Annotated in this window: 20 protein-coding genes; 8 read left to right on the forward strand and 12 right to left on the reverse strand. The window is 66.0% G+C overall.

Features of this window, described 5'->3' with window-relative positions:
- Positions 1 to 3: 3 nt before the first annotated feature.
- Positions 4 to 945 (reverse strand): DMT family transporter, encoded by a 942-nt coding sequence (locus ACPEES_RS18730; protein WP_435105119.1) that lies wholly within the window; start codon positions 943 to 945, stop codon positions 4 to 6.
- Positions 946 to 1,085: 140 nt separating this feature from the next.
- On the opposite strand from ACPEES_RS18730, the gene ACPEES_RS18735 reads away from it, so the two are divergent.
- Positions 1,086 to 1,961 carry a helix-turn-helix domain-containing protein gene (locus ACPEES_RS18735; RefSeq protein WP_435105120.1) on the forward strand — a complete coding sequence of 292 codons (876 nt, stop codon included), beginning with the start codon at positions 1,086 to 1,088 and terminating at the stop codon, positions 1,959 to 1,961.
- A 5-nt stretch (positions 1,962 to 1,966) separates the two neighbouring features.
- Here the strand turns inward: ACPEES_RS18735 and ACPEES_RS18740 are convergent, their stop codons facing one another.
- Complete coding sequence (locus tag ACPEES_RS18740) at positions 1,967 to 3,205, reverse strand: MFS transporter (RefSeq protein WP_435105122.1); 1,239 nt, start codon at positions 3,203 to 3,205, stop codon at positions 1,967 to 1,969.
- A gap of 391 nt (positions 3,206 to 3,596) precedes the next feature.
- Between ACPEES_RS18740 and ACPEES_RS18745 the strand changes: the two genes are divergently transcribed.
- The 5 genes from ACPEES_RS18745 (at position 3,597) to ACPEES_RS18765 (ending at position 9,275) form a co-directional block, all read left to right on the forward strand.
- A complete protein-coding gene (locus tag ACPEES_RS18745; RefSeq protein WP_435105123.1) occupies positions 3,597 to 4,412 on the forward strand; it encodes a helix-turn-helix transcriptional regulator in 816 nt (271 codons plus the stop codon).
- A 614-nt stretch (positions 4,413 to 5,026) separates the two neighbouring features.
- Positions 5,027 to 5,785: a glycosyltransferase family 2 protein gene (locus tag ACPEES_RS18750; RefSeq protein ID WP_435105124.1), complete on the forward strand. Its 759-nt coding sequence runs from the start codon at positions 5,027 to 5,029 to the stop codon at positions 5,783 to 5,785.
- Positions 5,722 to 7,161 (forward strand): protoporphyrinogen/coproporphyrinogen oxidase, encoded by a 1,440-nt coding sequence (locus tag ACPEES_RS18755; protein WP_435105126.1) that lies wholly within the window; start codon positions 5,722 to 5,724, stop codon positions 7,159 to 7,161. Before ACPEES_RS18750 ends, ACPEES_RS18755 begins: the two co-directional genes overlap by 64 nt.
- 6 nt (positions 7,162 to 7,167) lie before the next feature.
- Positions 7,168 to 8,415, forward strand: coding sequence for a hypothetical protein (locus ACPEES_RS18760; protein ID WP_435105128.1), 1,248 nt, complete (start codon positions 7,168 to 7,170; stop codon positions 8,413 to 8,415).
- Positions 8,416 to 8,501: 86 nt separating this feature from the next.
- A complete protein-coding gene (locus ACPEES_RS18765) occupies positions 8,502 to 9,275 on the forward strand; it encodes a hypothetical protein (RefSeq protein ID WP_435105129.1) in 774 nt (257 codons plus the stop codon).
- On the opposite strand, the gene ACPEES_RS18770 is transcribed toward ACPEES_RS18765, so the two are convergent.
- From ACPEES_RS18770 to ACPEES_RS18790, 5 genes are all read right to left on the reverse strand, one after another.
- Positions 9,272 to 9,913 (reverse strand): 2OG-Fe(II) oxygenase, encoded by a 642-nt coding sequence (locus tag ACPEES_RS18770; RefSeq protein ID WP_435105130.1) that lies wholly within the window; start codon positions 9,911 to 9,913, stop codon positions 9,272 to 9,274. The two genes, ACPEES_RS18765 and ACPEES_RS18770, sit on opposite strands and share 4 nt — an antisense overlap.
- Positions 9,914 to 10,152: 239 nt before the next feature.
- On the reverse strand, positions 10,153 to 14,061 hold the full coding sequence (gene hrpA, locus ACPEES_RS18775; RefSeq protein WP_435105131.1) for an ATP-dependent RNA helicase HrpA: 3,909 nt from the start codon (positions 14,059 to 14,061) through the stop codon (positions 10,153 to 10,155).
- Positions 14,058 to 14,627 (reverse strand): metallophosphoesterase family protein, encoded by a 570-nt coding sequence (locus ACPEES_RS18780; RefSeq protein WP_435105132.1) that lies wholly within the window; start codon positions 14,625 to 14,627, stop codon positions 14,058 to 14,060. Before ACPEES_RS18780 ends, hrpA begins: the two co-directional genes overlap by 4 nt.
- A gap of 3 nt (positions 14,628 to 14,630) precedes the next feature.
- On the reverse strand, positions 14,631 to 15,236 hold the full coding sequence (thrH, locus tag ACPEES_RS18785) for a bifunctional phosphoserine phosphatase/homoserine phosphotransferase ThrH (protein ID WP_435105133.1): 606 nt from the start codon (positions 15,234 to 15,236) through the stop codon (positions 14,631 to 14,633).
- A 51-nt stretch (positions 15,237 to 15,287) separates the two neighbouring features.
- The gene (locus ACPEES_RS18790; RefSeq protein WP_435105134.1) at positions 15,288 to 16,235 is read right to left on the reverse strand and encodes a 5'-nucleotidase; all 948 of its coding nucleotides are present in this window, start codon (positions 16,233 to 16,235) and stop codon (positions 15,288 to 15,290) included.
- Between the two features lie 192 nt (positions 16,236 to 16,427).
- On the opposite strand from ACPEES_RS18790, the gene ACPEES_RS18795 reads away from it, so the two are divergent.
- Positions 16,428 to 17,852 carry a hypothetical protein gene (locus tag ACPEES_RS18795; protein ID WP_435105135.1) on the forward strand — a complete coding sequence of 475 codons (1,425 nt, stop codon included), beginning with the start codon at positions 16,428 to 16,430 and terminating at the stop codon, positions 17,850 to 17,852.
- A 284-nt stretch (positions 17,853 to 18,136) separates the two neighbouring features.
- Positions 18,137 to 19,486 carry a hypothetical protein gene (locus ACPEES_RS18800; protein WP_435105136.1) on the forward strand — a complete coding sequence of 450 codons (1,350 nt, stop codon included), beginning with the start codon at positions 18,137 to 18,139 and terminating at the stop codon, positions 19,484 to 19,486.
- Positions 19,487 to 19,533: 47 nt separating this feature from the next.
- On the opposite strand, the gene ACPEES_RS18805 is transcribed toward ACPEES_RS18800, so the two are convergent.
- The 5 genes from ACPEES_RS18805 to ACPEES_RS18825 all read right to left on the reverse strand — a co-directional run.
- The gene (locus ACPEES_RS18805) at positions 19,534 to 19,929 is read right to left on the reverse strand and encodes an MAPEG family protein (protein WP_435105141.1); all 396 of its coding nucleotides are present in this window, start codon (positions 19,927 to 19,929) and stop codon (positions 19,534 to 19,536) included.
- A gap of 18 nt (positions 19,930 to 19,947) precedes the next feature.
- The gene (locus ACPEES_RS18810; RefSeq protein WP_435105137.1) at positions 19,948 to 20,616 is read right to left on the reverse strand and encodes a VOC family protein; all 669 of its coding nucleotides are present in this window, start codon (positions 20,614 to 20,616) and stop codon (positions 19,948 to 19,950) included.
- Between the two features lie 38 nt (positions 20,617 to 20,654).
- Complete coding sequence (locus ACPEES_RS18815) at positions 20,655 to 21,251, reverse strand: glutathione S-transferase family protein (RefSeq protein WP_435105138.1); 597 nt, start codon at positions 21,249 to 21,251, stop codon at positions 20,655 to 20,657.
- 64 nt (positions 21,252 to 21,315) lie between these two features.
- Entirely contained in the window at positions 21,316 to 21,948 is a 633-nt protein-coding gene (locus tag ACPEES_RS18820; protein WP_435105142.1) for a Vat family streptogramin A O-acetyltransferase, read from the reverse strand.
- 155 nt (positions 21,949 to 22,103) lie between these two features.
- Positions 22,104 to 24,842: site-2 protease family protein (locus tag ACPEES_RS18825; protein ID WP_435105139.1), on the reverse strand; the 2,739-nt coding region annotated here is incomplete at its 5' end.

The following is a 24,842-nucleotide window of genomic DNA, read 5'->3' on the forward strand; positions in this document are numbered from 1 at the left end:
CGGTCACCCCGCCTCGGCATCCCGGCCTTCCACCTCGACGGCCGCGGTATTCGCCGTGCGACGGCGCCGCAGAACATCCCGGCGCACGGCGGGCCAGAACATGATCAGGTTACCGAGAATCACCATGGCAGTACCGACGACCGCCGTGAGGGTCCACGTGTACCCTTCCAGCCAGGTCGACGCCGTCAGCGCCACCACCGGGAAGAGGACGGTCGCATACCCGGCCCGTGCCGCGCCGATGCGGCGAACCAGCGTCAGATAGCTGCCGAAGCCCAATACCGACCCGATGATCACGAGAAAGGCCATCGCCCCCCAGTAACCGGCATCCGCGGGTAGCGCCACCGGCAGGTCGCGCACGACAATGAGCGCGCCCAGCAGCAGCGCCCCGTAGCTCATGGCATAGGCGTTGGCCGGAAAGACGCCGAGCCCGTAACGCTGGACCCGCGCGCCCACCATGTTCCCCAGCGAGAACACGTACGTTCCCACGAGCGCGCACGCCGGCCCGAGCCAGCCGCCGCCGGCCCACTTGAACTCGTCGTGGAACACGAGCGCGAGCCCCGCAGCGCCCAGCAGGGCCGCGGCGAGCCAGCGCAGCGGCGGTCGCTGACGAAAGAACAACCACGCATTGCCGGCATTCAGCAACGAGGCGAGGGAAAACACCACTGCCACGAAGCCACTGGGAATCAAGGCGGTGGCCTGATAGAGGAACAGGAAGTTCACGCTATAGAGGCACACCCCCTGGAGCACCAGCCAGCCATGAACGCCAGGCCGCACGCGCGTGAGGGAACCGTTCCACGCCGTCAGAGCAAGCAATAGCCCCGCGGCAAGCGCGAATCGATAGAAAATCGATACCGGCAGCGGTAGCGAGTCCACCTGCACGTGGATCGCCGTCCACGTCAGCCCCCAGGCGATCACGGTCATGGCGTAATGGGCGGTAGTCGGCATCGCAGTGGTCCCCCAACGGTCCATGGACCGCCAACACTATCCGGCCTCGTCACCTCAGCGCTTGCTCATCCTTGCGCAATGCTGTGCCGATCTTGCCCGGTGCCTTTCCGCCGCGCCCGCACGAGGCCATACTGGCGAACATGGAGCCGATAGCCTACGAAGTCTTCCGGGTGCTCTCGGCGAACGGGGCACAGGCGGAACGCACGCTCGAGTTGCCGGACGGGCAGTCACTCGCCTGTTGGCGCAACGAGAACGGCCAGGCCACCTACCACAACCCGGGGCACCACGCGCTCAGCGTCTATCTCGAGGGCGGACAGGAGACCCGGCGTATCCAGGCCGGCCGGGCGGTGCAAAGGGGATTCCCGGGGGCGGCGTGCGTATTCACCGGCGACGCCGAATCGCGCTGGCGGTTCCGGGCACCATTCCGTTTCCTGCACCTCTACTTCCGCCAGGATCACCTCGCCCGCACCCTGGAGCGAGTCTGGGACGCCGACGGGGCTGCTTGCGAGCCCGAGCCGAACTACCTCGTCGCCGACGAGGCGCTGGAACGCGCGGCACGTTTGATGTTGACCAGCGACTGGTCGAACCCGGCGGATCGACTGGGCGTGGACCATCTCGCCCAATGGATGCTCATCCATGTCGCCCGTGAATACACCCGCCGCCCGCGGCGGCTGCCGCCGGTCACCGGCCGGCTCTCACCAGCCGGCGCTGCCCGGGTCCGCGACTACATCCACAGCCACCTCGCCGAACCGCTGACGCTGGACCGCCTATCCAGCGTGGCAGGGGTGAGCACCTACCATTTCGCGCGGCTGTTCCGCACCACCTTCGGGGAACCGCCGTACCGCTACGTGCAGCGCTGTCGCATGGCCAGAGCACGCGAGTTGCTGGAGCGCTCCGATGAGAAGATCGTCGCCATCGCACTGCGATGCGGCTTCGCCGATCACAGCCAGTTCTCCCGCGCCTTTCGCCGCCATTTCGGCATCACCCCACGGGCATTGCGCGGGCGCAACCGGTGACCGCGTCAAGCTGCGTCTTCCACCGCGGCTTGACCGGTTTCGTTACCGGCGGCGGTGCGCGCAGGCGCGAGCCGTGCCGGCCACCACCGATAGGACCCAACGGATGCGGTCGCCAGCAGGTAGACCACCGCAAGCAGCCACATCTTGACGCTCAACGGCTGCCCGTCCATTGCATCAACCACCGGGGCCCCGAGACTCGCACCGGCGAAGAGCACGATCGTATAGAGGACAATGGCGCGCTGACGGTGCTCGGGCGGCTGCTCGCCCATGAAGCTCAGTACGGCAGGCACCGCGGTGGCGATTCCGCCCAGCAGCAGCCAGTGCCCCACCTGCAGACCGATGCCGTTCGCCGTGAGCCCGGTGACGACCGCCCCACAAGCGGCCACCGTGAAGCCGAACGCTTGAACGGCAGGCGCCGACCAGCGATAGAGCAACGCACCAGCGACCAGCGTCATGAGCACGGCCGGCGCACCGAGCAGGCGGAACAGCTGGAGATCCACGCCCGTGTCCCCCGCCTGAACCGCGGCGTAGTAGAACACCAGACCCATCAGCAGAATCAGCGTCACCGCGTACATGCGCCCCAGCGCCCGCCAGTGAAACAACGCCGCGACCGCTGCGATATCGAACACGTCGCGGGGCGTTCTGGCTGCCGTAAGTCGCCGCAACCACAACACGACGGCGATGGGCATCAAGGACACCGCTGAGGCCAGAAAAACGCCGTGCACCGACCACCACCCGGCGACGGCAGCCGCCAGCATCTGCCCGAGGGGCGCCGCCATCAACAGCGACGCACTGAAAAGCCCCACCGCGGTCGGCCGCAGGCGCGCGCTGGTATGCTCGACGATCGCCATAATGGCGAGCGGCGGAAACGTTGCTGCGGCCAATCCCTGAGCCACTCTGCCCAGCAGGAACGCCTCCTCGCTGGCGAGCATGAGGGCAGCTGCGGTCGCCGCGCTGGCGATGGACAGAGCGCCCATGCCCGCCGCGAACAGCCGGCCGCCGGTGACCCGTTGATTGAGCCAGCCCACGAGCACCAGCCCCACGGCCTGGCTGAGCGCGAAAGCCGGCGTTGTCCAGGCCGCGACCGACGCCGTCGTCGACAACTCGGCGGTAATCTCGGGCAGTAGCGGCAAATAGGCGTAGAGCTGGCCCACCACCAGGGTGGCCGTCACCATCATGAGCGCGGTCACGGCCAATCCGTGCGCAGTGGAGTGCTCACCGGCTGTCGTTGTTGTCCTTGCCATCGCTTTACACTCCTAGGATGATTGCTAATCCGAGCACAGGTAATGCCACCTGTCAGCGAGCCTTTCGGGCGTTCTCGCAAGGCACGAGGAGCGTGGTATAGCAAGCGCTACATGAGCGACGAGCAACGCCGCGAGAGCGCCCGACAGCCTCGCCCGAAGGGAGCGCTCGTGCGATTCGGCTGCGGCGTTGCGCTCACTCGACGTGAGCCTTGCCACGCCTTCGCTCGCGCGCCTGGCAGCCGAATCGCACAAGCGCTCTGACACGTGGCATTACCTGTGCTCGGATTAGTAAGCGTCGTTACGAGCGGGGACGATGAATTCCGCCGACGCGAACAACAAGAACGTGCTTATCCTAGGATTGAGAACCCCACCCTGATTCGAGGCGAGACTAATGGACCGCCAGGAAATGGGCGCTTTTCTCAAGGCGTGCCGCAGCCGAATCGATCCACGCACGGCCGGGTTTCCGGTCTCCCGACGACGCCGGGTCGCCGGCCTGCGCCGCGAGGAGATCGCCGAGCTCGCGGATATCAGCGCCGACTGGTACACACGGCTGGAACAGGGGCGGGATGTGGGCGTCTCCCGGGAAGTGCTGCAACGGCTGATCACCGCATTGCGATTGACGGCATCCGAGGCGGAGCACCTGATCGCGCTCTCCGGCATCTCGCCAAGGCCAGCGGCACCGGCATCACCCAGGAAGAACGCCGCCGGCGACGGCACTTACCAACACCTGCTCGATGCGCTCTCACCCCACCCCGCCTACTACATCACCGGGCCGTGGGACCTCATGGCATGGAACGACGCGGCCGCCCGCATCGTTCCGGAGATCCTGGCGCCGGAGACCCATGGCAACCTGCTGCGCATGATCTTCTGCCACGACCGCTTCCGCGCCCGGCTCGTCGACTGGGAAAGCCATGCCAGACAATGCCTGGCCGTCTTTCGCGGGGATTACGGGCAGCATCCGGGCGATACCCGCTTTCGCAGGCTTGCCGCGGAGCTGACCGTCGCCAGCACCGAATTCGCGCAGTGGTGGCCGGCACACGAGGTCGGCATCCGCTCGCCCACCGCCAAGCGACTGCAGGACCCGGAGCTGGGCGAGCTCAACTTCGTCGCGCAATTCTTTCACGCCGCGGAACAACCGGACCTGGTGCTCGTGGTCTTTACGGGCGACACCACGACGCAACAGCGTATCGCGGGAGCACTCCTCTGACGGCAGGCATGTGTCGATCGGAGAGTCCAAATGGCGAGAACCAGGCAGTACGCGACCGTCACTTAGGCAAACGCTGTACAGATAGCTGCCACATGATCAAGCGCCAGGAGAAAGGCGAACCGAAAGTCCACTGTTCAGGCTACGCGCAGCGGAACCATCCTTCGATACCTCGCTATCGGCAGCCGAGCAAGGCGAGTCCATACATAGGTTGGGGACAGCCGCAGGTGGTGCCCAACATCGGTCAACCTGTGGGACGGGTGTCGACTGCCGGGTGCGAAGGGCGGAGCCCGTGCGGGCAGAGTCGGTTGCCAAGAGCAAACGACCTACTAGTTGACCGACAACGGAGTATCTACAATGCTTTCGGCTCGTCGTTGGGCAAACGTACGGTCCGCGCGGATGGCCTGCAGCCCACAAGTCCCTTCGCGGGAGTTGAGCCAGTACTTCAGAGTGCAGATTCACCTCCCGGGATTTCTGACGAGAACAATCCCATCTGAAGGGAAAGGCGCCAGCTAGCGAATGCATCGTGCATCGGCTGCTACGCTCTTTGTGATGAATGCGGGACACGGAGCCCGAAGACTGCTGTGAAGTCCCGGAACCTGGCAGCAGGCGAGGGTATGACACGGATCGGGAACGGGCAGCATGAGGACGCAAGCGTCTGCCTGACAGTAGTCATGCCCGTCTACAATGAGGCTGGCGTGATCGGGGAAGTTCTGCGGGCCTGGCTAGGTGCCGCGGATACGCTAGGCGTGCCGTATCGCCTCGTGGTCTATGACGACGGTTCCATAGATGACTCGCCCAGGCTGGCCCTCGAGTGCATGGACCGACGCCCCGACGTGGTCCGGGTGGTGCGGCAGGCAAACCGGGGGCACGGTGCGACCCTGCTGCGCGGTTACCGGGAAGCGAAAAGCCGGTGGGTGCTTCAAGTAGACGGAGACGGCGAGGTCGGGTCCGAGATCCTGCCGGAGCTGTGGCGGCGGCGTGAGGCGCATGACCTGGTAGTGGTCGCGCGCCGCTACGGTCGTCGACCGCTCGAGCGGCGCATTGCTTCGGCGGGGGCAAGATGGCTTCTGAAGGGGCTGTTCGACGGCCGTATCCAGGACCCGAACAGCCCATGCCGGCTGATGCGCCGAGACGCCGTGGCGCCGTTGCTGGAGCGGCTCGCCCCGACGGCGGCTGTGCCGAATCTTACCCTGCTTGCGTGGGCCCACCGGAGCGGTCTGCGCATTGCACAGGTCTCCTCCGCCGCCGGACCCGCCCGCGCCGGAGGACTGAAGGGAATGCGCCTGTGGCGGCTTGCCGGGAGGGCAATATGGGAGATCGTCGAGGTTCGCCTGCGTCGCAACGCCCTGCCGCTCCCCCGGGCCGGGTCGTAATCCTCGGGGCGGGCCCGACCGGGCTCGGCGCGGCCTGCCGCCTCCAGCAGCTCGGAGTCGAGCGCTTCCGGGTACTGGAGGCGCGGCCGGTGGTCGGGGGGCTTGCCCGGAGCGAAGTAGACGATGCCGGATTCGTCTGGGACATTGGCGGGCACGTCGGCTTCAGCCGGTTCCCGCTCTACAATGAGGTGGCGACCCGCGCCCTGAAGGGCGATTGGGCCTGTCACCGGCGGTGCGCACGGATATACCTTGCCGGACGATTCGTGCCATACCCTTATCAGCTGAACGTTCACCGGGTGTCCCGCCGCCGCGCGTGCCGGGCCGCGGCAGAGATGCTACTCGCCCGGCGTGGCCCCCCGCCGCCGGGGGAGAGCTTCGCCCGTTGGGCACGACGATACTTCGGAAGCGCCGTCTCCGGGGATTTTCTCCTGCCCTACAACGAAAAGGTCTGGGGATACCCTGCCGAGAGTCTCGGCACGCAGTGGATCGCCGACCGTGTGGCCCTGCCCCGGCCCTCGACACTGCTGTATTCGGCGCTGTTCGGGCGAGGAAAGGCCGACTGGGGACCGAATCGCAGCTTCCGCTTTCCGCGTCGTGGCGGTACGGGTGCCTTGTGGCAAGCCCTGGCACGGAGCCTGCCGCCAGGGGTCTTGACGCTTAGCGCGCCGGTGGAAGCGATCGACCCCACCAGCCGCACCGTCGAGACAGCCGATGAATGTATTGGTTTCGATACCCTGATCTCCAGTATCCCGTTGCCGGAACTGCTTCAGCGGCTCAGTGGAATTCCAGCAGCGACGAGGGAAGCGGGAGGGGCGTTGCGCCACAGCGCGGTACACGTCGTTGGCTTCGGATTCCAAGGGCCTCGGCCAGCGATCCTAGATGGGCTCTCGTGGGTCTACTTCCCAGAGCCCGAGATTCCCTTCCACCGGGTCACCGTTCTTTCCAATTATTCCCCTCACAACGTACCGCCGCTTCTCGGAGCGTGGTCGCTCCTGGTCGAAGCATCGGAGACCCCATGGCAGCCGGTGGCGACAGAAAACCTGGCCGGACGTACCCTGGCCGCTCTGGAGAAGGCAAACCTGGTTCCGCGAGGAGCCGAGCCCGTTAGCGTATGGCAGCACCGGGAGGCGTACGGCTACCCAACGCCGACCGTGGACCGCGACACTATACTCGCCAGGCTCCTGCCGGCCCTGGAGGCCCGCGGCATTTACTCCCGCGGGCGCTTTGGCGCCTGGCGGTACGAAGTGTCCAATCAAGATCATTGCTTCATGCAGGGGGTCGAGATCGTGGACCGGCTAGTACGGGGCCGGGCCGAGAACGTCGTGACCCTGTCGGGCACAACCCCGCCGAGAGCCGCCGCCCGCGCCGCCGGTTGAAACGGCATGGCATGGCCGCCGCTGTGGGAAATCATCACGCTGGTGCTGCTGCCTCAGCTTTGGATCGCACGTTGCTACAGCCGGCTGCCCATCGGGCAGGACGAGGGAATCTGGCTACTGTGGGGCATCACAGGAGCGAAACCTTACCGGGATCATGTGGACTGCAAACCGCCCGGGGTGCACCTGTGGGGATGGCTCCTGGCGCGTCTGGCCCGTGGCGACGTGGCGTGGGTCAAGCGTCTCCACCACGGGGCAGTTGCCTTCGTCGCGACCGGCATTGCTCTCGCGTACGACAACGTATGGGCCGGCGTGGTCTTCGGCAGCCTGGCGCACTCCGTGCGCCTGCACGGCAACCACGCATGGGTGGAACAGCTCTCGGCCGGTCTTCTCGCTTTCGCGTTGGCCACAGAAGGCTGGCCCTCGGCGGTGCTACTACTCGGCGCGGCAGGCTTCAATCTCAAGCTGGCATTTCCCGCCCTGGTGCTGATCGCTGGCAACGGCCTCTGGAGCGTGGCCCTCGGCCTGGGAATCGTGGGTCTGCTCACCGTTGTCGCCATCCAGTCCTCTTGGCCGGCGCTGTGGGCAGACCTGCGATATGCCTGCGCTACGGTGCCCAGCCGCATGGTGTCCTGGCGAAAGACACTGGGTCAGGGAATGATTCCGGAGCCCGACGCATCGCTCGGCGGCGCGGTGCTGGTGGCCGCGCCTCCCGTGTTACTGGCGACCACGGCCCGACCTGAACCGGTTCTGTGGCTGAGCGCCCTGGTCTATCTGCTGTTGAACGCCACGGGACGGGTCTGGCGACCGTATCACCTGATTCCCTTGGCCGCGTACGCGGCCACGGCGGCGCCCGCCGCTGCGGCGGTTATCGCCGTCGCGGACTGGCTTGCCGCGGGGCTCTACAAGGGCGATGTCATCACCAAGCTGCGTCCACTGGTGGGACGACGAATGCGGGAGGCGCGCGCAGTGGGTGATTTCCTCCGCGCGCGGCAGGGCACCCTGCGGGTAACTGACGAGTACACCCAGATCTACGTCTACGCCCGGAAGCGGCCTTGGTATCCGTTGGTGGAGCAGGTCGAGATTCGCCACGTGGTGCCGGAGCGGCGGGGCGAGCGACTGGGCGGTCAACCGGATTTCCTCGTGCTCGGCCCCGGAACCCGGGAACCGCTACCGGCCGCTTATCGCACAGCATTCGTGCACGGCGCCTTCACGGTGCTCGAGCCCCGGTCGTCGACCGGCCCCGACCCTGCTTGAAGTCGCCCCGGATCATTCTATGCTGGAGACAGCAAGCTCCTGCCCATAGCGGGTATTGTCGTTTCGGACGCATGGGGGGCCATCGGATGGTCAAGAGGGCAAAAGGGCGTGAGGACGGTGTACGCCTGTGTTGCTACACCAAACTCGACGCGCAGCTGGAAGCTGCATTGCTTTCCTTCTATGGCTGGCTCGGGCTGACGGACGTGTACTGGTTGCGCGTGAAGCCGGCACTGGACCCCGGACCGGGCTTGCTCGTGCTCGCCACGCACGGGGAGTGGCCCCGCCGCCGCCAGGAGATGGATACCGTACGGCTGGTGCTCTACGCCCAGCCCTACGACCGGGAGACGGCGCAGCTCGGTCCCCTGTCCGTGGGCCAGCAGCACAAACTGGACCTCGGTCTGATGGCGGGGGCATTGAAAGCGGGACTGAACGAGCTACTGCACCTGGGCATGGGCTATCTGAGGTACGAGGTCCCGGTAGAGCCGCCGTATTTTCGCCGCCTGCTCACCGATGCCGGGTTTACTCCCGATCCCAACTCCACCGACCCGGATCGCTGTCCGATGTTCGGACCGATCAGCGGCGTGCAGGAGAAGCTCGGGATAGAGAAAACGACGCCGGAGAAGCTCATCGACCCGGGCTTCGGTGCCGACCCGACGCACGATCGTCTGGCATGTCTCCTCTCCGGGCTCCAGATTGGAGGCGAACGCCAGCCGCCGGGGGTCGTAGTGAACCCCGGGGTGTTCCGCACGCCCGACGGCGGTGTGCCGGAACCGGGTGTGCCCCCCGCCCCGCCACCGCCAGGGCCGGACGCTGGAGGGATCTTCCGGGAGAGCACCCTGGGCCCGCGCACGCGGCGTTAACCGCCGCCGGCACCAGCCTTCTCGAACCAGGTCACGATGGAGTAGCGCCGCCCCGCGGTAAGCGGGGTCACCTCGTGAAAGGTATCCGCGGGAAATGCCACCAGCGTACCCGGTCGGGCGTGGACGACAGTGTAGAAATCCTCCCAGCTCGGCTCCGGCATGGTGCAGTAGAGCACGAGCTCGCCGCCGGAGAAACCCTCGTCTCCCCGACACTGGCCGCTGCCGCGCGGTCGCGGACCGTTCAGGAACAGCACGACAGTGAGCCGGCGGGAGCGGACGTGGAGCGGCTGGCGGGGATCGTCGGCATTGTCGCAGTGAGGCCGGAAGTAATCACCCGGTGAGTACGCGAGAAATATCGGCGGCTGACAGGGGCCGAGAGGCTCACCCGCGTAGCGGGAGAGCTCGGACGCCATTCCCTCCAGTACGTCCAGCGCGTGCCGGCGGGCATGTTCATCCATTGAGACGACGCGCGTGCGGCGATACGCGGGATCCACGACGGGTGTCCCGCCGCGATTGACGCGGGCGGCATCGCCACCGGCGCGCTTCATCCGGCAGCACAACCGCCGTGACGCTTCCGGAGTCAGCACGTCGCGCCAGGCAAAGATTCCTCGCGCGCCGTAACAACGGATACGCGACATGGGGCATCATCCCTGAGGTCCGGTTTAGAGAAAGCGTAGCGCACACGAGCAACGACTACGGTCTGCGCTTCGGGGATCTAGCTCAGGCATGGCGCGAAAAGGTATCGGCAAGTGTGTGCTCGAGCGGTTCCGACCGGGCGACACCGTAGCCTGTCAGGTAGCCGATATCTTTCGCGTTCAGCGTCGGCATGCCACAGGACGGACACGCGGTGCTCGTGCACTTCGAGGGCGACCTCGTCCTAGCGCACCTCGCGCCAGGCCTCGGCGAGGCGCTTGTCGGAGACCTTTTCGCGGGTGCCGAGCTCCTGTGCGAAGAGCGAGACGCGGTACTCTTCGAGAAGCCAGCGAAAGCGCCGCAACGCCGGATCGGATACGCCCTTGCGCTCGTGCTGCCCGCGACGCTCGCGGTAACGCTCCCACCACGGGCGCACGGCGTTGAGCGCACTGCGATCCTTGCCCGGATCCCGCTCCAGGCGATCGAGCCGGCGCTCCAGCGCCTGGAGATAGCGCGGCAGATCCTCCAGCCGCGCCTCCGGGGTGGCACTCACGAAGCCCTTGTAGACGAGGTGCTCAAGCTGCTCCTGGATATCGCTGAGGGCGTGCATCATGGCGAGCGGTACGGAGCCCTTGAGCCGTTTGCGGATGGCGTGATGGCGCTCCAGCACGTCGGTGAGCGTTTCCGCGAGCCCGGTTGCCCGAGGTACCAGGTCGGCACGATGTTCGGTCACCGTCGCCTCGAAGGCAGACTGCGTGCGCGGCACGCCATCGCGCAGGAACACGCGGTCGAATACCGCGGCGAGAATATCGGCCTTGAGCTCCTCGCAGCGACCGATGGACTGATACAGCAAGCACAGCCGGTCCCCACCCGGGAGTTTGCGCCGAAGGTACTTGCTCTGATCGGGCAGCGTGAGCATTAAAAGCCGGCGAACACCCTGGTGATGCGCCTCCTCGGCACGCTCCGGGGAATCCAGCAGCCGCAGGGCCACGGTATCGCCCTCGTCCACCACCGCCGGATAGCCGCGCAGCTCGACACCGTGCTGCCTGACCGTCACATGCTCGGGCAGATCGCCGAAATCCCAGCGCCGAATGCCTTCGCGCTCCCACTCGGCCGTCTGCTCACCGGTGAACGAGGCTTCGGCCTGCCCTTCGAGCCGCCCCTGCAGGGCGGCAAGATCGCGGCCACGCTCGAGCACGCGCCCGTCGGCATCGACCACCCGGAAGTTCATGAACAGATGCGCCGGGAGATCGACGTCGTCCCAGGCGTCGAGCGGGATCTCCACACCGGTGATGCGCTTGAGCTCCCGGCAGAGCACTTCGGTGAGCGAGCCTCCCCCTTCGGGTACACGGTCGAGCACCGCCTGCGCGAAGTCCGGCGCAGGCACGAAATTCTTCCGCAAGGCCTTCGGCAGCGAGCGGATGAGCGTCGTGATCTTCTCCTCCACCAGCCCGGGCACCAGCCATTCGAACCGCTGCGGATCGAGCTGGTTAAGCGCCGCCAGCGGCACCACGACGGTAACGCCGTCCTCCGGGTGATTCGGCTCGAAGTGGTAATGAAGCGGCAGGCGCAGACCGTTGACGGTGAGCGCGTCGGGATAATCCTCCCGGGTGACGTCCACCGCTTCGTGCTCCATGAGGAATTCGCGACTCACGCGCAGCGTGCGGTCGTTGTCGCCGTCTCGGACCCAGCGCTCGAAGCTCGGGCCATCCACCACTTTGCGCGGGAGGCGTTCGGCGTAGAAGCGGTAAAGCACCTCCTCGTCCACGAGCACGTCGCGGCGGCGCGCCTTGGCTTCGAGCTCCTCGACTTCGGCGATGATGCCGCGATTGTGCTTCAGGCACGGTGCGCGGCTGCGCAAGCGTCCCCGCACCAGCGCCTCGCGGATGAACACCTCGCGCGCGGCATCCGGCTCCACCCGCGCAAAATTGATTTTGCGTCGGCTGGCGAGGGGCAGCCCGTAGAGGGTGACGTCCTCGAAGCCGCCCACGCGTCCACTCTTCTCCTCCCAGAACGGCTCGTAGTGCTTGCGGCTGACCAGGTGCTCCGCCAGCGACTCGATCCACTCCGGGCGAACTTCGCCCACGCCGCGGGCGAACACGCGGCTGGTCTCCACCAGCTCGGAGGCGACGATCCACTTGGGCCGGCGCTTGGCGAGCCCGGATCCGGGAAAGATCAGCAACTTCAGGTTACGCGGGCCGGTGTACTCGCTCTCGTCGGTACGTAGCGCGACGTTGGACAGCAGCCCGGTGAGCAACGCCCGGTGCAGCGGCTGGTAGTCCGCCGGCTGGTCGTTCTCCTTCGCGCCCATGCTCTTGACGAGCTCACGAAGCTGGCGGTGGATGTCCCGCCATTCGCGCATGCGCAGGTAGGAGAGGAAGTGCTCGCGGCACCAGTTGCGCAGCTTGCGCTGGGAGAGGTGGCGCGCCTGCTCGTGGTAGTCATTCCACAGGCGAACCAGGCCGAGGAAATCGGATTTCTTGTCCTGCCACCGCTCGTGGGCCTCGTCGGCGGCGCCGCGCGCGTCCATGGGCCGCTCCCGCGGGTCCTGGATGGACAGTGCCGCGGCAATGACCAACACCTCGCTCAGGCAGCGCTCGGTATCGCCGGCGATGAGGATGCGCGCGATGCGCGGGTCCACCGGCAGCCGTGCGAGCTGCTGGCCCAGATCGGTCAGGGTGTCCTTCGCGTCCAGCGCGCCCAGCTCGTGGAGAAGCTTCAGGCCATCACGCACGTAGCGCGGATCCGGCGGCTCCACGAACGGGAACGCCTCGATCTCGCCCAGGCGCAGATACTTCATCTGCAGAATCACCGAGGCGAGATTGGTGCGCAGGATCTCCGGATCCGTATATTCCGGCCGCCCCTGGTAATCCTCTTCGCCGTAGAGACGAACGCAAATGCCAGGGGCGACGCGCCCGCAACGCCCGGCACGCTGATTGGCGCTCGCCTGGGAAATGGGCTCGATGGGCAGCCGCTGCACCTTGGTGCGGTAGCTGTAGCGGCTCAGCCGCACGAGACCGGAATCGATGACGTAACGGATGCCGGGCACCGTCAGCGACGTCTCGGCCACGTTGGTGGCGAGCACGACACGGCGTTGCTGGTGCGGCGCGAACACCCGCTGCTGCTCGGCGGCGGAGAGCCGGCCGAACAGCGGCAGGATCTCGGTGTTCCGCGGATGATGCTTGCGCAGCGCCTCCGCGGTCTCGCGGATCTCGCGCTCGCCGGAGAGGAACACCAGGATATCGCCGGGCCCCTCGCGGGAGAGCTCGTCCACCGCGTCCAGGATGCCCTGCTGCATGGAGCGATCGCGCTCGTCCTCGTCATCGGTGACCAGCGGACGGTAACGCACCTCCACCGGATAGGTGCGCCCGGAGACGTTGATGATGGGCGCGTCGCCGAAATGCCGCGAAAATCGCTCCGGATCGATGGTCGCCGAGGTGATGATGACCTTCAGGTCCGGCCGGCGCGGCAGCAGATTCCTGAGATAGCCCAGCAGGAAGTCGATGTTGAGGCTGCGCTCGTGGGCCTCGTCGATGATGATGGTGTCGTACTCGGCGAGGTCCGGGTCGCCCTGGGTCTCGGCGAGCAGCATGCCGTCGGTGACGAGCTTCACCCGGGTCCGGTCGGCGGCGTGATCGCTGAAGCGGATCTTGTAGCCAACGCCGGCGCCGACGTCGGTGCCGCACTCCTCCGCCACCCGCGCGGCGAGGCTGCGCGCGGCGATGCGCCGCGGCTGGGTGTGGGCGATGACGCCCTCGACGCCACGGCCCAACGCCAGGCAGATCTTTGGGAGCTGGGTACTCTTGCCGGAGCCGGTCTCGCCACAGACCACCACCACCTGGTGCTCGGCAATGGCCTCGGCGATCTCCTCGCGCTTGTCGATGACCGGGAGGTCGAGCTCGAAGTCCGGCTCCAGCGCGCAGGCGGCGCGAGCGCCGCGGCGGGCAATGACGCGCTCGATATCTCGCGCCACGGCCTGCATGCCGCGCCCCAGCTTACGGCCTCGCCGCAGGCGCCGCTCGATGCCACCGAGCCGGCGCTCCATCGCCGGACGCCAGGCGGCGGGGGCTTCGGTCAGACGCGAGCGCAGGTTCGCCAGTTCCTCACCGGCGGCTGCCTTGCCACGTCCGTTCGCCACCCCGCCCTGGCTCATTCCGCCTCTTCGTCGGCCTGCTCGGTACCTCGGCGCGTGCGGGTGCGTGAGCCGGGATACCGGCGACGCTCGAAACGCAGCGGCTCCAGATGCCAGAGTCCTCGGCCGCACTCCAGGATGAGGCAGGACGGACCACCGTTGGTACGCGTTCGGCCGGCGGCGCCCGGATTCAGCAGCCACGGTTCCTCGTCGAGGTCCGTGAGCAACCGGTGGCTGTGCCCGTAGACCACCGCCCTGGCGTCCGCGAACCGGCGTCGATAGCGGCGGTGACGCTCGGCGACGGTACCGCTGTCGTCACCATGAACGACCACCAGCCGGCCCCCCGGCAGGTCGACGCTCGCCTCCCGGGGCAACGTTTCGAGCATGTGACGCTCGCCGCTGGACCACTTCTCCGGTGTATCGTTGTTGCCGCGCACCGCCACCAGCTCCTCGCGGGGCTGGAGCGACAGCAACACGTCCGCGCCGCCAATGTCACCGGCGTGGACGGCCACGTCACACTCGGCGACACGATTGGCGATCCGGGGATCCACGAACCCGTGGGTATCGGCAAGAATGGCTACACGCATAGGTCAGTCGGCGAAGGCCTCGCGGATGTGCCCGTCGAGCGCCGCGTAGTCCCGTGCCACCGGGAACTGCGGAAACTCGTCGACGACGTTCTGCGGTGGCCGGAACAGAACGCCGGTATGCGCAGCCTTCAGCATGCTGGTGTCATTGTAGGAATCGCCGGCAGCCAGCGTACGGAAATTCAGGCCGCGGAACGCTTCCACCGAACACCGCTTGTGGTCGGCCATGCGCAGCCGATAGTCGGTAATGCGGCCATCGTCGGCGACCGCGAGCTCGTGGCAGAACAATGTCGGCCAACCGAGCTGGCGCATGAGCGGTCGAGCGAACTCGTAGAACGTATCCGAGAGAATCACCACCTGGTAACGCTCGCGCAGTCCGTCGAGAAACGTTTTGGCACCATCCAGCGGCGCCAGCTTCGCGATCACGCCCTCGATGTCCGGCAACCCCAGCCCGTTGCGGTTCAGCACGTCCAGCCGGAACCGCATGAGCTCGTCGTAGTCGGGCACGTCCCGCGTGGTCGCGCGCAGCTCGGCGATGCCGGTGAGCTCCGCGAACTCGATCCAGATCTCGGGGACCAGGACGCCCTCGAGGTCGAGGCAGACGATCTTCAAGACGATTCCCTCCGGCGCATCCGGCGCCCATGGTCGGCAAAGGCGGCAAACTTAAGGGTTTTGCCCCGCCCCTTCAAGGCGTTCGGAATTCCCTTCGTCGGCCGCCTCGTTCGCCACGCCATGGGGTACGTGGCCGGTGGCCACCGCGCTCGCGGCACGCTCGACATGGCCGCGCTGGTCATCGAAGAACATGTCCGCCCCGAACGCCCGCAGAAACGGTGTCTTGTCCATGCCGCCGAGGAACAACGCCTCGTCGATGCGGATCCCCCACTCCCGGAGTGTACGAATGACCCGTTCGTGGGCGGGTGCGCCGCGAGCGGTGACGAGCCCGGTGCGAATGGGCGAGTCGTCGATCGGGAACGCCGCCTGGATGCGCTGCAACGCATCCAGAAAATTCTTGAACGGGCCGCCGGACAGCGGCTCGTGCGCCGCGCTGCGCTCCGCCGCCTGGAAAGCGTCCAGGCCGCGTTCGCGGAACACGCGTTCGGCCTCATCGGAGAAAAGCACGGCATCACCGTCGAAGGCGATGCGAATCTCGTCGGAAGGACTCTCCGCCACCGCCGAGGGCACCAGCGCGGCGGCGGCATAGCCGGCCTGCAAGGCGGCGGCCACATCGCGGGCATCCGCCGATAGGAACAGATCCGCCCCGAAAGGCTCCACGTAACGCCACGGTGGCGCCCCGTTGGTGAACGCCGCGCGCGTGATCGCCAGACCGTGATACTCCACGGAGTTGAAGATGCGCAGCCCCGTATCAGCGCTGTTACGCGAGAGCAGAATCACCTCCACCAGCGGCCGCTCGCGCCCCTCGTTCAGCCGCAGAAGCTTGCGGACCAGGGGAAACGCCACCCCGGGATTCAAGGGCTCTGCCTCGCGCTCGATCTGGTAGAGGGAATACGCCTCGACTCCGTCGCGCTCGAACACGGCATGACTGTGCTCGAGATCGAACAGGGTGCGTGACGACAGCGCCACCACCAAGTCCGCTTCCAGCGTCACCGGCATGCGCTCACCTTTGTGTTGCTGGTGGGTATTGTCCCCGTGTTCATGCGTCTGCGCACCCGCGGCATCTGTGATGCGTGCACGCACAACTACACTATCACGTAGGTGATCGAACCACCGACGGCGTCGCCGCGGGAACAGGAAACGGGCGAAGGCCGCGTCGGGCGCGACCGGAATCGCCGTTGGGAGACCGTCATGCCGGGGAACAGCCCAGAGTCGCGGCGTAGCGCCAGCGTCGTCGTCATCATCGTACTCGCACTCATCGCCGCCACCAGCCTCGCCGGCTGCGCCTACCTCTATCGCGAGAACCAGCAGCAGGCCGAAGCCTGGGCGGCGGAGCGCGAGCGCCTGCAGGCGCGGATCGCGGAGCTGGAAGCGCGCAGCGACGACCTGACGGCGCGCAATGAAGCGCTGCAGGCGACGGCGGACGAGCTACGCGAGCGCAACGATACCCTGTCGGCACGCGCCGGGGACCTGAGCACCCGCAACGACACCCTCTCCACACAGCTTGCCAGCGCGCGCGATGAACGCGATGCACTCGCCCGGACCCGGGACACGCTCGAGGCGGAGCTGGCGGATGCGCGGGCGACGGTCACATCCCTGCGGGAAGAGCTTGCCGCCCGAGAGGATGCCGCGCAGTCGCTCGCCGAGCTACGCGACAGCCTGGCGGCGACGCGTGAGCGCCTGGACGGGCTGGAGGCGACCATTGGCGAACGGGAATCCCGGATCGAGACGCTGAATACCGGGATTGCCGAGGCCCGCAGTAACCTGGAGAGCCTGAACCAGCGTATCGAGGAACGGCAAGCTCGGCTCTCGACACTCGACAGCACGATCGCCGACAGGACAGAACGGCTCGACCGACTCGAATCCTCTATCGTTGACGTCACCCAGCGCCAGCGTCAGGCCGATGAAGCCGTTACCGCGAACGAGCAACGCCTGACCACTCTGGCGGAAACCATTGCCGAACGGGAGACTCGCCTCGCGGAGCTCGACGAGGCGCTTACGGACCGGGAGAGCCGGGCCACCGAGCTCGCCGGGACCATCGACGAGCGTGAGGCCCGCATCGATAAGATCGAGCAGGCCATTGCCGAGGCAGAGACCCGGCTCGCGACGCTACGCCAGAACATCGCCGAGCGCGAAGAACGCGCCACCGAAGTACAGGGAACCATCACCGAACGTGAGAATCGCGCGACCGAGCTCACCGCGACCATCGAAACACGGGAGACACGCCTTGCCGAGCTCGAAGAGACCCTGAACAGCCGCGAAAAGGCGCTTACCCAGGCGAAGCAACGACTCACCGAGGTTCAGCAGCGCATCGACGAAGCGACCCGGCAGCGTGACAACCTGATCAACGCGATCAGCCAGCGCCGCACCGAAGCCGCCCAGCTCGACGGAACGCTTTCCGAAGCCCGCCAGGAACGCGACGCATTGCAAGAGCGGATCGACGACTCCCGCTCGCGTCTGGAGACGCTGAACAGCCGCCTCGACAACCGCCAGCAGACCGTCAGCAAACTCTCCGAGCTTGTGGAAGCCGTGAAAACCCAGCTCCAGAGCACCCTGGACGAGCTCCAACGCGCCGAGACACGTCTTCAGGAACGTCCGCAAGCGGAGGCGGAATGATCATCGTCGCTGGCACGGACGCCAATGCTCCGTTACCCTCCGACGCCTGACTCGGCATCGGCAGGGAGCCACGAATGCGACGGATTGCAGCGTTTGTTCTTTCTCTCCTGACGCTCATCGGCGGTCACTGCCTCAATCGCCGTTGGGATCGCGCCCTATTCTTCGCCGCCATCGGCCTCGCCATCCCGTTCATACCGTGGATCACATTCTGGGTGATGCTACTGGTAGGCGGGCGGATCGGTTTCGGCGCCTTCGACGGCAATGGATACCCGGACACCATCGGCGTGATCGTGCTCGCACTTGTCAGCGCCGTGACCGCAGCGTGGGATGCGGGCCGGCCCGCTACAATGCCACGCAACAGCGCCATGGGGGCGCTCGCGGGCGTCGCGCTGAGTGTGATCCTCCCGGTGTGGGTCGGTGGCTACGTCTACTCCCTCTGGGCCGCACCCAGCTACGAAACGTCGTCCGTTACCAAGACAGAAACCGCTATTGCCGAGCAGGAGGCCGCAAAAGCGGTCGACGCCAGCATTTTCCCGGACGTTGCCTCCGGCAACAGGTTTCGTCACCGGGTACACTTCGGCGGAGACTGGTCGTTGGAAGCGAACGAGGCACCGCCCCACGGAAAGGCGCGCATCGTAGGCACAGTCACCTACCAGGGCGAGCCGGCGTCGGGTGTGGTGCTCGATGTCACCCTGGACGGACATTATCGGGCCCGTAATCTGCGCACCGATGAACAGGGCCGGTTCGCGCTCTCTCTGCCGGCGGGATTGTACGAGCTCAACACGATTGTCATCCGACGGTGGAGGGGGAAACCCACGAACGGGCGCTTCGTCGTCATATCGGGGCGCGAGCCCCGCTACGACGTGCCCTATCACGGCACCCACGCGATGCCCGACGAACCACTGACGGTCGAAGCAACGACTCAGCAAACCGAACCCGTGGTTCACCTCCGCATTCAACCGGCGCTGACACCCGAGTGGCCACCCCGCGACGGCGAACCACCGAAGGCTGACGATACCGACCATATCCGGTGGTCACCTGCCGAGGACGCATCACGCTATCTCGTGCGTTTCAGCGAGGTCAGAATCAAAGGGAACAGGCAGGGCTCGACACCTGTTGCCTACTATCCAGTGGACAACGGCACTGAGCTGCCACTGGCACGGGTCGGCACGGCCCCCGACGCGAACGCGAACAACCGTTACAAAGTGGAAATATACGCCTTCGACGAACAGGATCGCCTGATCACCCAGACGGCCGACTCCTTTGCGTTCGACGAACACAATTTCGTATTGGATGGCAAAACCCTAGTGGAAGAACGAGGGTCCCTATCGAACCGACTCGAGCACGACGCCGAGTACTGGGAGGGATTGCACGACAACCGCAAGCGCCTCGACGCGGCGGAAACCCTCATCGAGGAATCGCTCTTCGACACGGCGACGGTGCTGCTCGACCGGGTGGACCCGCAATACGGGGCAGCTGGTGAAGCCGCCCGCATGCGAGGCTATCTTCACGCGAGCCAGGGACAGTGCGAACAAGCCGAGCACTGGTTCGCACAGGCGAAACGCGCCGATCCGGAAATCTGCATTTCCTCGTGCTACCGCGCGAAGTGCCCCGTCGAGGAGCCGGACGCGTGAAAGGCCCCGGTCGTGCCCGTGCGCATCAGCGGGCAACGACCGACTGCTCAGGCAAGCGCCGCCGAGGCGTAAACGCCGATCAACGACACGGCCCCGCCAACCAGCGCGATAAACGTCAGGGCCATGCCGAATACGCGAAAGCGGTAGTTCTCGTCAGTCCGGCTCACGCCATAGGCATGGACGAGGCGCCCGACGACCAGGCATACGCCGAACCCGTGAACCAGCGCGCCGGGGCCGCCCGCTGCCTCCAGCATGAAGATGAGCAGCAACGTCAGGGGGACATACTCGGCGAAATTCGAGTGCACCCGCATTGCCCGGAGCAGTGTCTGGTTGCCGCCGTCGCCCACCGGAATGCGCAGTCGATGACGCAGTCGCAGCGTCCGCACGCTGAGGGCGACGAACAACAAGGCCAGAATGGCAGCGTAGAAAGGCGTGGTTGCCATGGTCACAGAGCGTCTCCGTTATTCGTTATTGCTCGTGCTCGGCGAGGCCGTGGCGAGGACGGCCCGGCCCCGAGGCGTGTCGATATGAGCGACCAGCTCAACACCACGACCGGCCGAGGCTCGCACAACGGAACAGGGTGCCGCCACGTCCAATGCCGTTATCACCTGCTCCACACGGCCCGGCTGCGGGTGGAAGATCTCCAGCGAGGCCAGCGACAGCCCCCGGTCCGGCAGCTTCGAAGCCGGGTGGTCCGGCGTCTGCCATTCGATGAGCACCGGCGCGGCACCGCCGAGCGGCAGAGCGCCGTCGTCCGCGACGGTGATCAGCCATTCGAGCGCGCCACGGGTGATGGGCTCGACGGCACCCAGTTCCTCTGGCGAGCGCGCCGCCGCAGCGTGAATGTCGGAGGTTCGCGCCACCCAGGCAGAAAGGGTCGGTGAAGCGGCCGGGTCGAGTCCATCCAGGCCGAACCAGCGTGCCCGCGTCGGCGCCGGTGCGCGGGGATCCGGCGCTATCACTTCCAGAAACGTCAGCCCATCGAGCCGCCAGAGCAGATTGTGCGTGCCCATTCGCGGGTGTTCGCCGCCGGCCTCCGGCGCCACGCCGAGCAAACGCTCGACGAAATCGGCACCGACTTCCAGCGCCGGCGCCGTCACCACGAGATGATCGAATACACAGCGCTCCACGCCTCCCTCCTCATTCGAAAAAACACGCGCGCCGCACGCTACCCCATGGGCACGTATTTCGGGTGAGACGCCACCCGCTCCAACCACTGCCCGATTGCAGGATAACCGGATAGCTCGAAACCGCCTTCATGGGCCACGTGTGTATAGCCATACAAGGCGATATCGGCCACGCTCAGCGTCTCCCCCACCAGGTAGGGCGTCCGCGCCAGCTGCTCCTCCATCACCGCCAGGGCCTTGTGCCCGCCTTCCTGCTTCGCCTCGTATTCCGCTTTGCGCGCCTCGGGCAGCCCGAGATAGCGGGCAATGAATCGTGCCCCCGCAATATACGGCTCGTGACCGTACTGCTCGAAGAACTGCAACTGAAGCACTTTGGCATAGAGATACGAATCCGCCGGCTCCAGCGCCGAACCCCGGGCCAGATAGTTCACGATGGCATTGGACTCGGACAGATGCCGCCCGTCATCGAGCTCCAGCAAGGGGATCTTGCCCACCGGGTTCTTCGCCAGAAACGCTTCAGTCCGCGTTTCCCCGGCCAGGACATCGACATTCACCCAGGCAAGATCGATGTCCAGCAGCGAGGCAACGAGCTTGATCTTGTAGCAGTTGCCGGAGTTCACATCGCCGTACAGCTTCACGGTCAAATCCCCCAGAATCGACGCGCACCTGCGCCATGACCTGCCTTGCGCATGCCCGCCACACTCAGCGAGCCGCCTCGATCAGGGCATCGAGATCACGGCCGACGATGGCATCGAGGTGTTCCGTGATCTTCTCCGCGGGCCAGTCCCACCAGGCGATTTCCAGCAGTGTCTCGATGGTCGCCTGGTCATAGCGGTACTTGACGACATCGGCAGGGTTGCCGCCCGCCACCGCATACGCGGGCACGTCCTTCGTGACCACCGCCTTGGAAGCAATTACCGCCCCGTCACCGATCCTGACCCCCGGCATGATGGTCACGTCGTAGCCGATCCACACGTCATTGCCGATCTCGGTGTCACCCTTGTTGGGCAGCTCCCCGAGCGTCGGCATGACTTTCTCCCACCCATTCCCGAAAATCTGGAATGGGTACGTGGAGAAGCCGGACGTCTTGTGGTTGGCGCCGTTCATGATGAACGTGACATCCCGGGCGATGGCACAGAACCGCCCGATCACCAGCCGATCGCCGATAACGGGGAAATGGTAGAGTACGTTCTCCTCGAACCGCTCCGGCCCCTTGGGGTCGTCGTAGTAGGTGTAATCCCCGACGATGATGTTCTCGCGGGTGACGTAGTTCTTGAGAAAACCCACCTGGGGAAAGCCCTTCATGGGTTCACGGTCATTCGGATCCGGTCCGATCAAGGCGAGCTCCTTATCATGGAATCGTTTGGTTCACGCCGGCAAGCAAACACGCCCACGCATTGTTGTGCCCCCGGGGCCAATGACCGCCGTGTCGTCAATCGGCCGTCAGCGTACACCGAATGGTCCCCCGTACGGCGCATTGTCCGGGCAGCTCAATAGACGGTCCTTTGCACCACCGCATGAACCAGGTATTCCCTGAAGCTGCGATGAACCGTCGCACTTGCCAGATCGACGAATGCGCGATCCCGGACATCTGCGTCCGGACACCAGAGCAACTGCGGCATGATCGAGCCATTTTCCTGCATGGGTAGCCCGGACACCACCCAGCAGTCACTCACACCCTCCCGCGTCAGTCGGACGTCCGTGCCATCGCTGCCCGTGTAGGCCCGCTCGAACGTCGCCGGCGTCACGGCATCACTGCTCACCTCGAACGGCACGACATCGGCGGCCGACAGCACGCTCAAAGGCGGAAAACCGTCATGCAGGCGCAGCAGGTCCGCATGAGCCGGGTCCATGGACACACCCACCCGGCGCTCCAGCGCACGCACCGCATCAACCGAAGCGCCAGAAGGCCAGTCCGGAACCCACCCGATCAGCCGCGCGAACACAGTCGGCCGAGGAAAGCGCTCGACCAACGCTCCAACATCCGCGTCCGCGAGCTTCGCCCTGAAATCGGCACGCCGTTCCGCAATGGCTGCTTGCCGGACCTCCGAGAGTCTATCGGCCACCCATCTGGCGCGCAGCCAATGGCCGGCGTCCCGATAGACCGTGGGCGACTCCATATGAAAGTCGATGAAGTGATACTCCGGGTACCCCGGCATGCCGTTCGGCGCCCAGAACAGCCTCTGATCGCCATACGAACTGTTCCCGAGCACCCACCACTCGGCGGTGTGTTCGACAGGCAGCTCCAGATAGTCCCGATCCGCATCGGCAAGGAAGAGAAGCTGCTTACCGTCATACACACCGTACCCGAGTAACTCAAGCGCCGCGTCATCCTCCTTGACGGGGCCCACTGCCGAGAGCCGCCCCAGCGCCAACTGCGGCAAGCCATTCGCGGCGTCGTACAGTCGTGCCAACGACGCTGGCAATACGCCCAGACGGGATTCGGCAGCGCGAATCGCTTCCGGCGTCGCCGGTCGCGGTGTGGCGGCATCGCCACTTACCGCGTCGACAAGCTCCGAAAGCGACATCGCCTCGGCGGCCGCCTCGAGCTCCTGTCGTTCGTGCTGAACCCTGGCCTGAACGGCCGTGTCAGGACTGGCTTCGGGTAATGTGGCAAACAGGGGCATGAAGCCCGTCGCGACGGCAAGACCGGCCACCGGTACCGCAACGAGAATGGCAAACACCCCGCCGATCAATGCGCCGTGCCAGCGTGGGAGACGCCGCATGGTCACGAGCGCCAGCACTTCCCTGGCATCGGTCAACCGACCGCGGGCATCGTCGGCTTCGCCGAACAGCGCCTCCATGTGATCCAGGATCCCCCGGATGGCCATACCCGATTCCGCGGACCGACTGTCCTGCGGCACCTCAACGGCGGCGACCGCGCGATTCATTCTGATCATCCGAGGTATCAGCAGGAGCTGGAAAAGCGCGAGCGCAGGCAGAATCCAGAACTCGAGAGCCACCCCCACCGCGACTGCCAGTGCGACGCCGAGCACGAGAAACAGAATCTGCAGCTTTACCCACCGGGCCGGCAGCAGCGCGCGCACCACGTGTGATCCATCGAGCGGCGGTATCGGCAGCACGTTCAGATAGTTTACGAACAGCAGCGCCCAAGCGAGGGATGTCATCCAGCCAGGCGCACTTTGCAGACCCGCACCCATGAACAGCCACGCGGCCAACGCCCACCCCAGCACAATGCCCGGTAGCGGCCCCGCCAGACTGACCCAGGCGCGTTTGGCGGGGTCCGGGCTATTCTCGTGGCCGATGGTGACGCCGCCAAGCAGTGGCAGGAACGTGATATGCGCGCTGCGATACCCGAAAGCACGCATCGCCACCCAGTGACCGAGCTCGTGAAACCCGATCACCCCGAGCAGTATCGCAGTGAGCTCGAACCCCAGTACCGGCGTACCAATGGCCAGAGACAACAACGCGCTGACCAGGAACAGAATCGTTTCGTGCCTTCTCGACGGCGACAGCGACTTCTGGCGCTCAAACTGCGGCCATAACAATGCCAGCAGCGCCGCCGGCTTACTGGTCGACTTCTGCGGCGCCACCGGTCGGCGATGTAAAGCAACGAGAATCCGAAGCCCGAAGCCAAGCGAAGGGCGCGCAATACCGTCCGAGACCTGCAGCCGGCCACGCTCTATCAGCCGCTCCCGCAAACGCCGCTGCCAGGCACCCGCAAACTCCCGCACGCACGCCACGTCCCCCGAGCAGCGATCCACTTCTACACCCTGCTCGGCGACGAACGCCGCATGCAGTTCCACGAGCCCCCGGAACTCATCCGCTGCAACGGTGCGGGCAGGCGTCGCGAGGTCATCGATGACCTGGAAAAACGGATCCTCCACCTGCGTGACGACATACCGACCGTCTTCGAGACGCGTAGTGAAATAGACCAACGGCCGGCCGGCGCGGCCCGGATCCACCGGCGGCAGAACCCACGCAATGACCCCGCTCGCCCGATGACAGAATGCGGCCTGCAGCTGAGACGGGTTCCGCTCGCGCGGCTCGAACGTATTCAGAACCCAGACCGGCTCCTCGAAGCCCAGCGCCTCCAGCTCCGCCTTGGCATCCTCGAACATCCCACGGAATCCGGCGGGCGACTGAACGTCCTGCCCCAGCACTCGCGCCCTGGTGATCGGGAAGGCAATGGATGTCGAGACTCGGGTGATCGTATACCAATTTTCGAAATAACTCGGGCCGATCCCGTTGCCATGCCTTGAGGGTCT

It is taken from the genome of Arhodomonas sp. AD133, assembly GCF_051195215.1.
Lineage (GTDB): Bacteria > Pseudomonadota > Gammaproteobacteria > Nitrococcales > Nitrococcaceae > Arhodomonas.

What these genes read in the sequence shown, in the direction of transcription:
- ACPEES_RS18730 (WP_435105119.1), bottom strand. Translation starts at nt 945, where the DNA reads ATGCCGACTACCGCCCATTACGCCATGACCGTGATCGCCTGGGGGCTG.
- ACPEES_RS18790 (WP_435105134.1), bottom strand. Translation starts at nt 16,235, where the DNA reads ATGCCGGTGACGCTGGAAGCGGACTTGGTGGTGGCGCTGTCGTCACGC.
- ACPEES_RS18780 (WP_435105132.1), bottom strand. Translation starts at nt 14,627, where the DNA reads ATGCGTGTAGCCATTCTTGCCGATACCCACGGGTTCGTGGATCCCCGG.
- ACPEES_RS18770 (WP_435105130.1), bottom strand. Translation starts at nt 9,913, where the DNA reads ATGTCGCGTATCCGTTGTTACGGCGCGCGAGGAATCTTTGCCTGGCGC.
- ACPEES_RS18735 (WP_435105120.1), top strand. Translation starts at nt 1,086, where the DNA reads ATGGAGCCGATAGCCTACGAAGTCTTCCGGGTGCTCTCGGCGAACGGG.
- ACPEES_RS18765 (WP_435105129.1), top strand. Translation starts at nt 8,502, where the DNA reads ATGGTCAAGAGGGCAAAAGGGCGTGAGGACGGTGTACGCCTGTGTTGC.
- ACPEES_RS18740 (WP_435105122.1), bottom strand. Translation starts at nt 3,205, where the DNA reads ATGGCAAGGACAACAACGACAGCCGGTGAGCACTCCACTGCGCACGGA.
- ACPEES_RS18750 (WP_435105124.1), top strand. Translation starts at nt 5,027, where the DNA reads ATGACACGGATCGGGAACGGGCAGCATGAGGACGCAAGCGTCTGCCTG.
- ACPEES_RS18755 (WP_435105126.1), top strand. Translation starts at nt 5,722, where the DNA reads ATGGGAGATCGTCGAGGTTCGCCTGCGTCGCAACGCCCTGCCGCTCCC.
- ACPEES_RS18745 (WP_435105123.1), top strand. Translation starts at nt 3,597, where the DNA reads ATGGACCGCCAGGAAATGGGCGCTTTTCTCAAGGCGTGCCGCAGCCGA.
- hrpA (WP_435105131.1), bottom strand. Translation starts at nt 14,061, where the DNA reads ATGAGCCAGGGCGGGGTGGCGAACGGACGTGGCAAGGCAGCCGCCGGT.
- ACPEES_RS18795 (WP_435105135.1), top strand. Translation starts at nt 16,428, where the DNA reads ATGCCGGGGAACAGCCCAGAGTCGCGGCGTAGCGCCAGCGTCGTCGTC.
- ACPEES_RS18805 (WP_435105141.1), bottom strand. Translation starts at nt 19,929, where the DNA reads ATGGCAACCACGCCTTTCTACGCTGCCATTCTGGCCTTGTTGTTCGTC.
- ACPEES_RS18760 (WP_435105128.1), top strand. Translation starts at nt 7,168, where the DNA reads ATGGCATGGCCGCCGCTGTGGGAAATCATCACGCTGGTGCTGCTGCCT.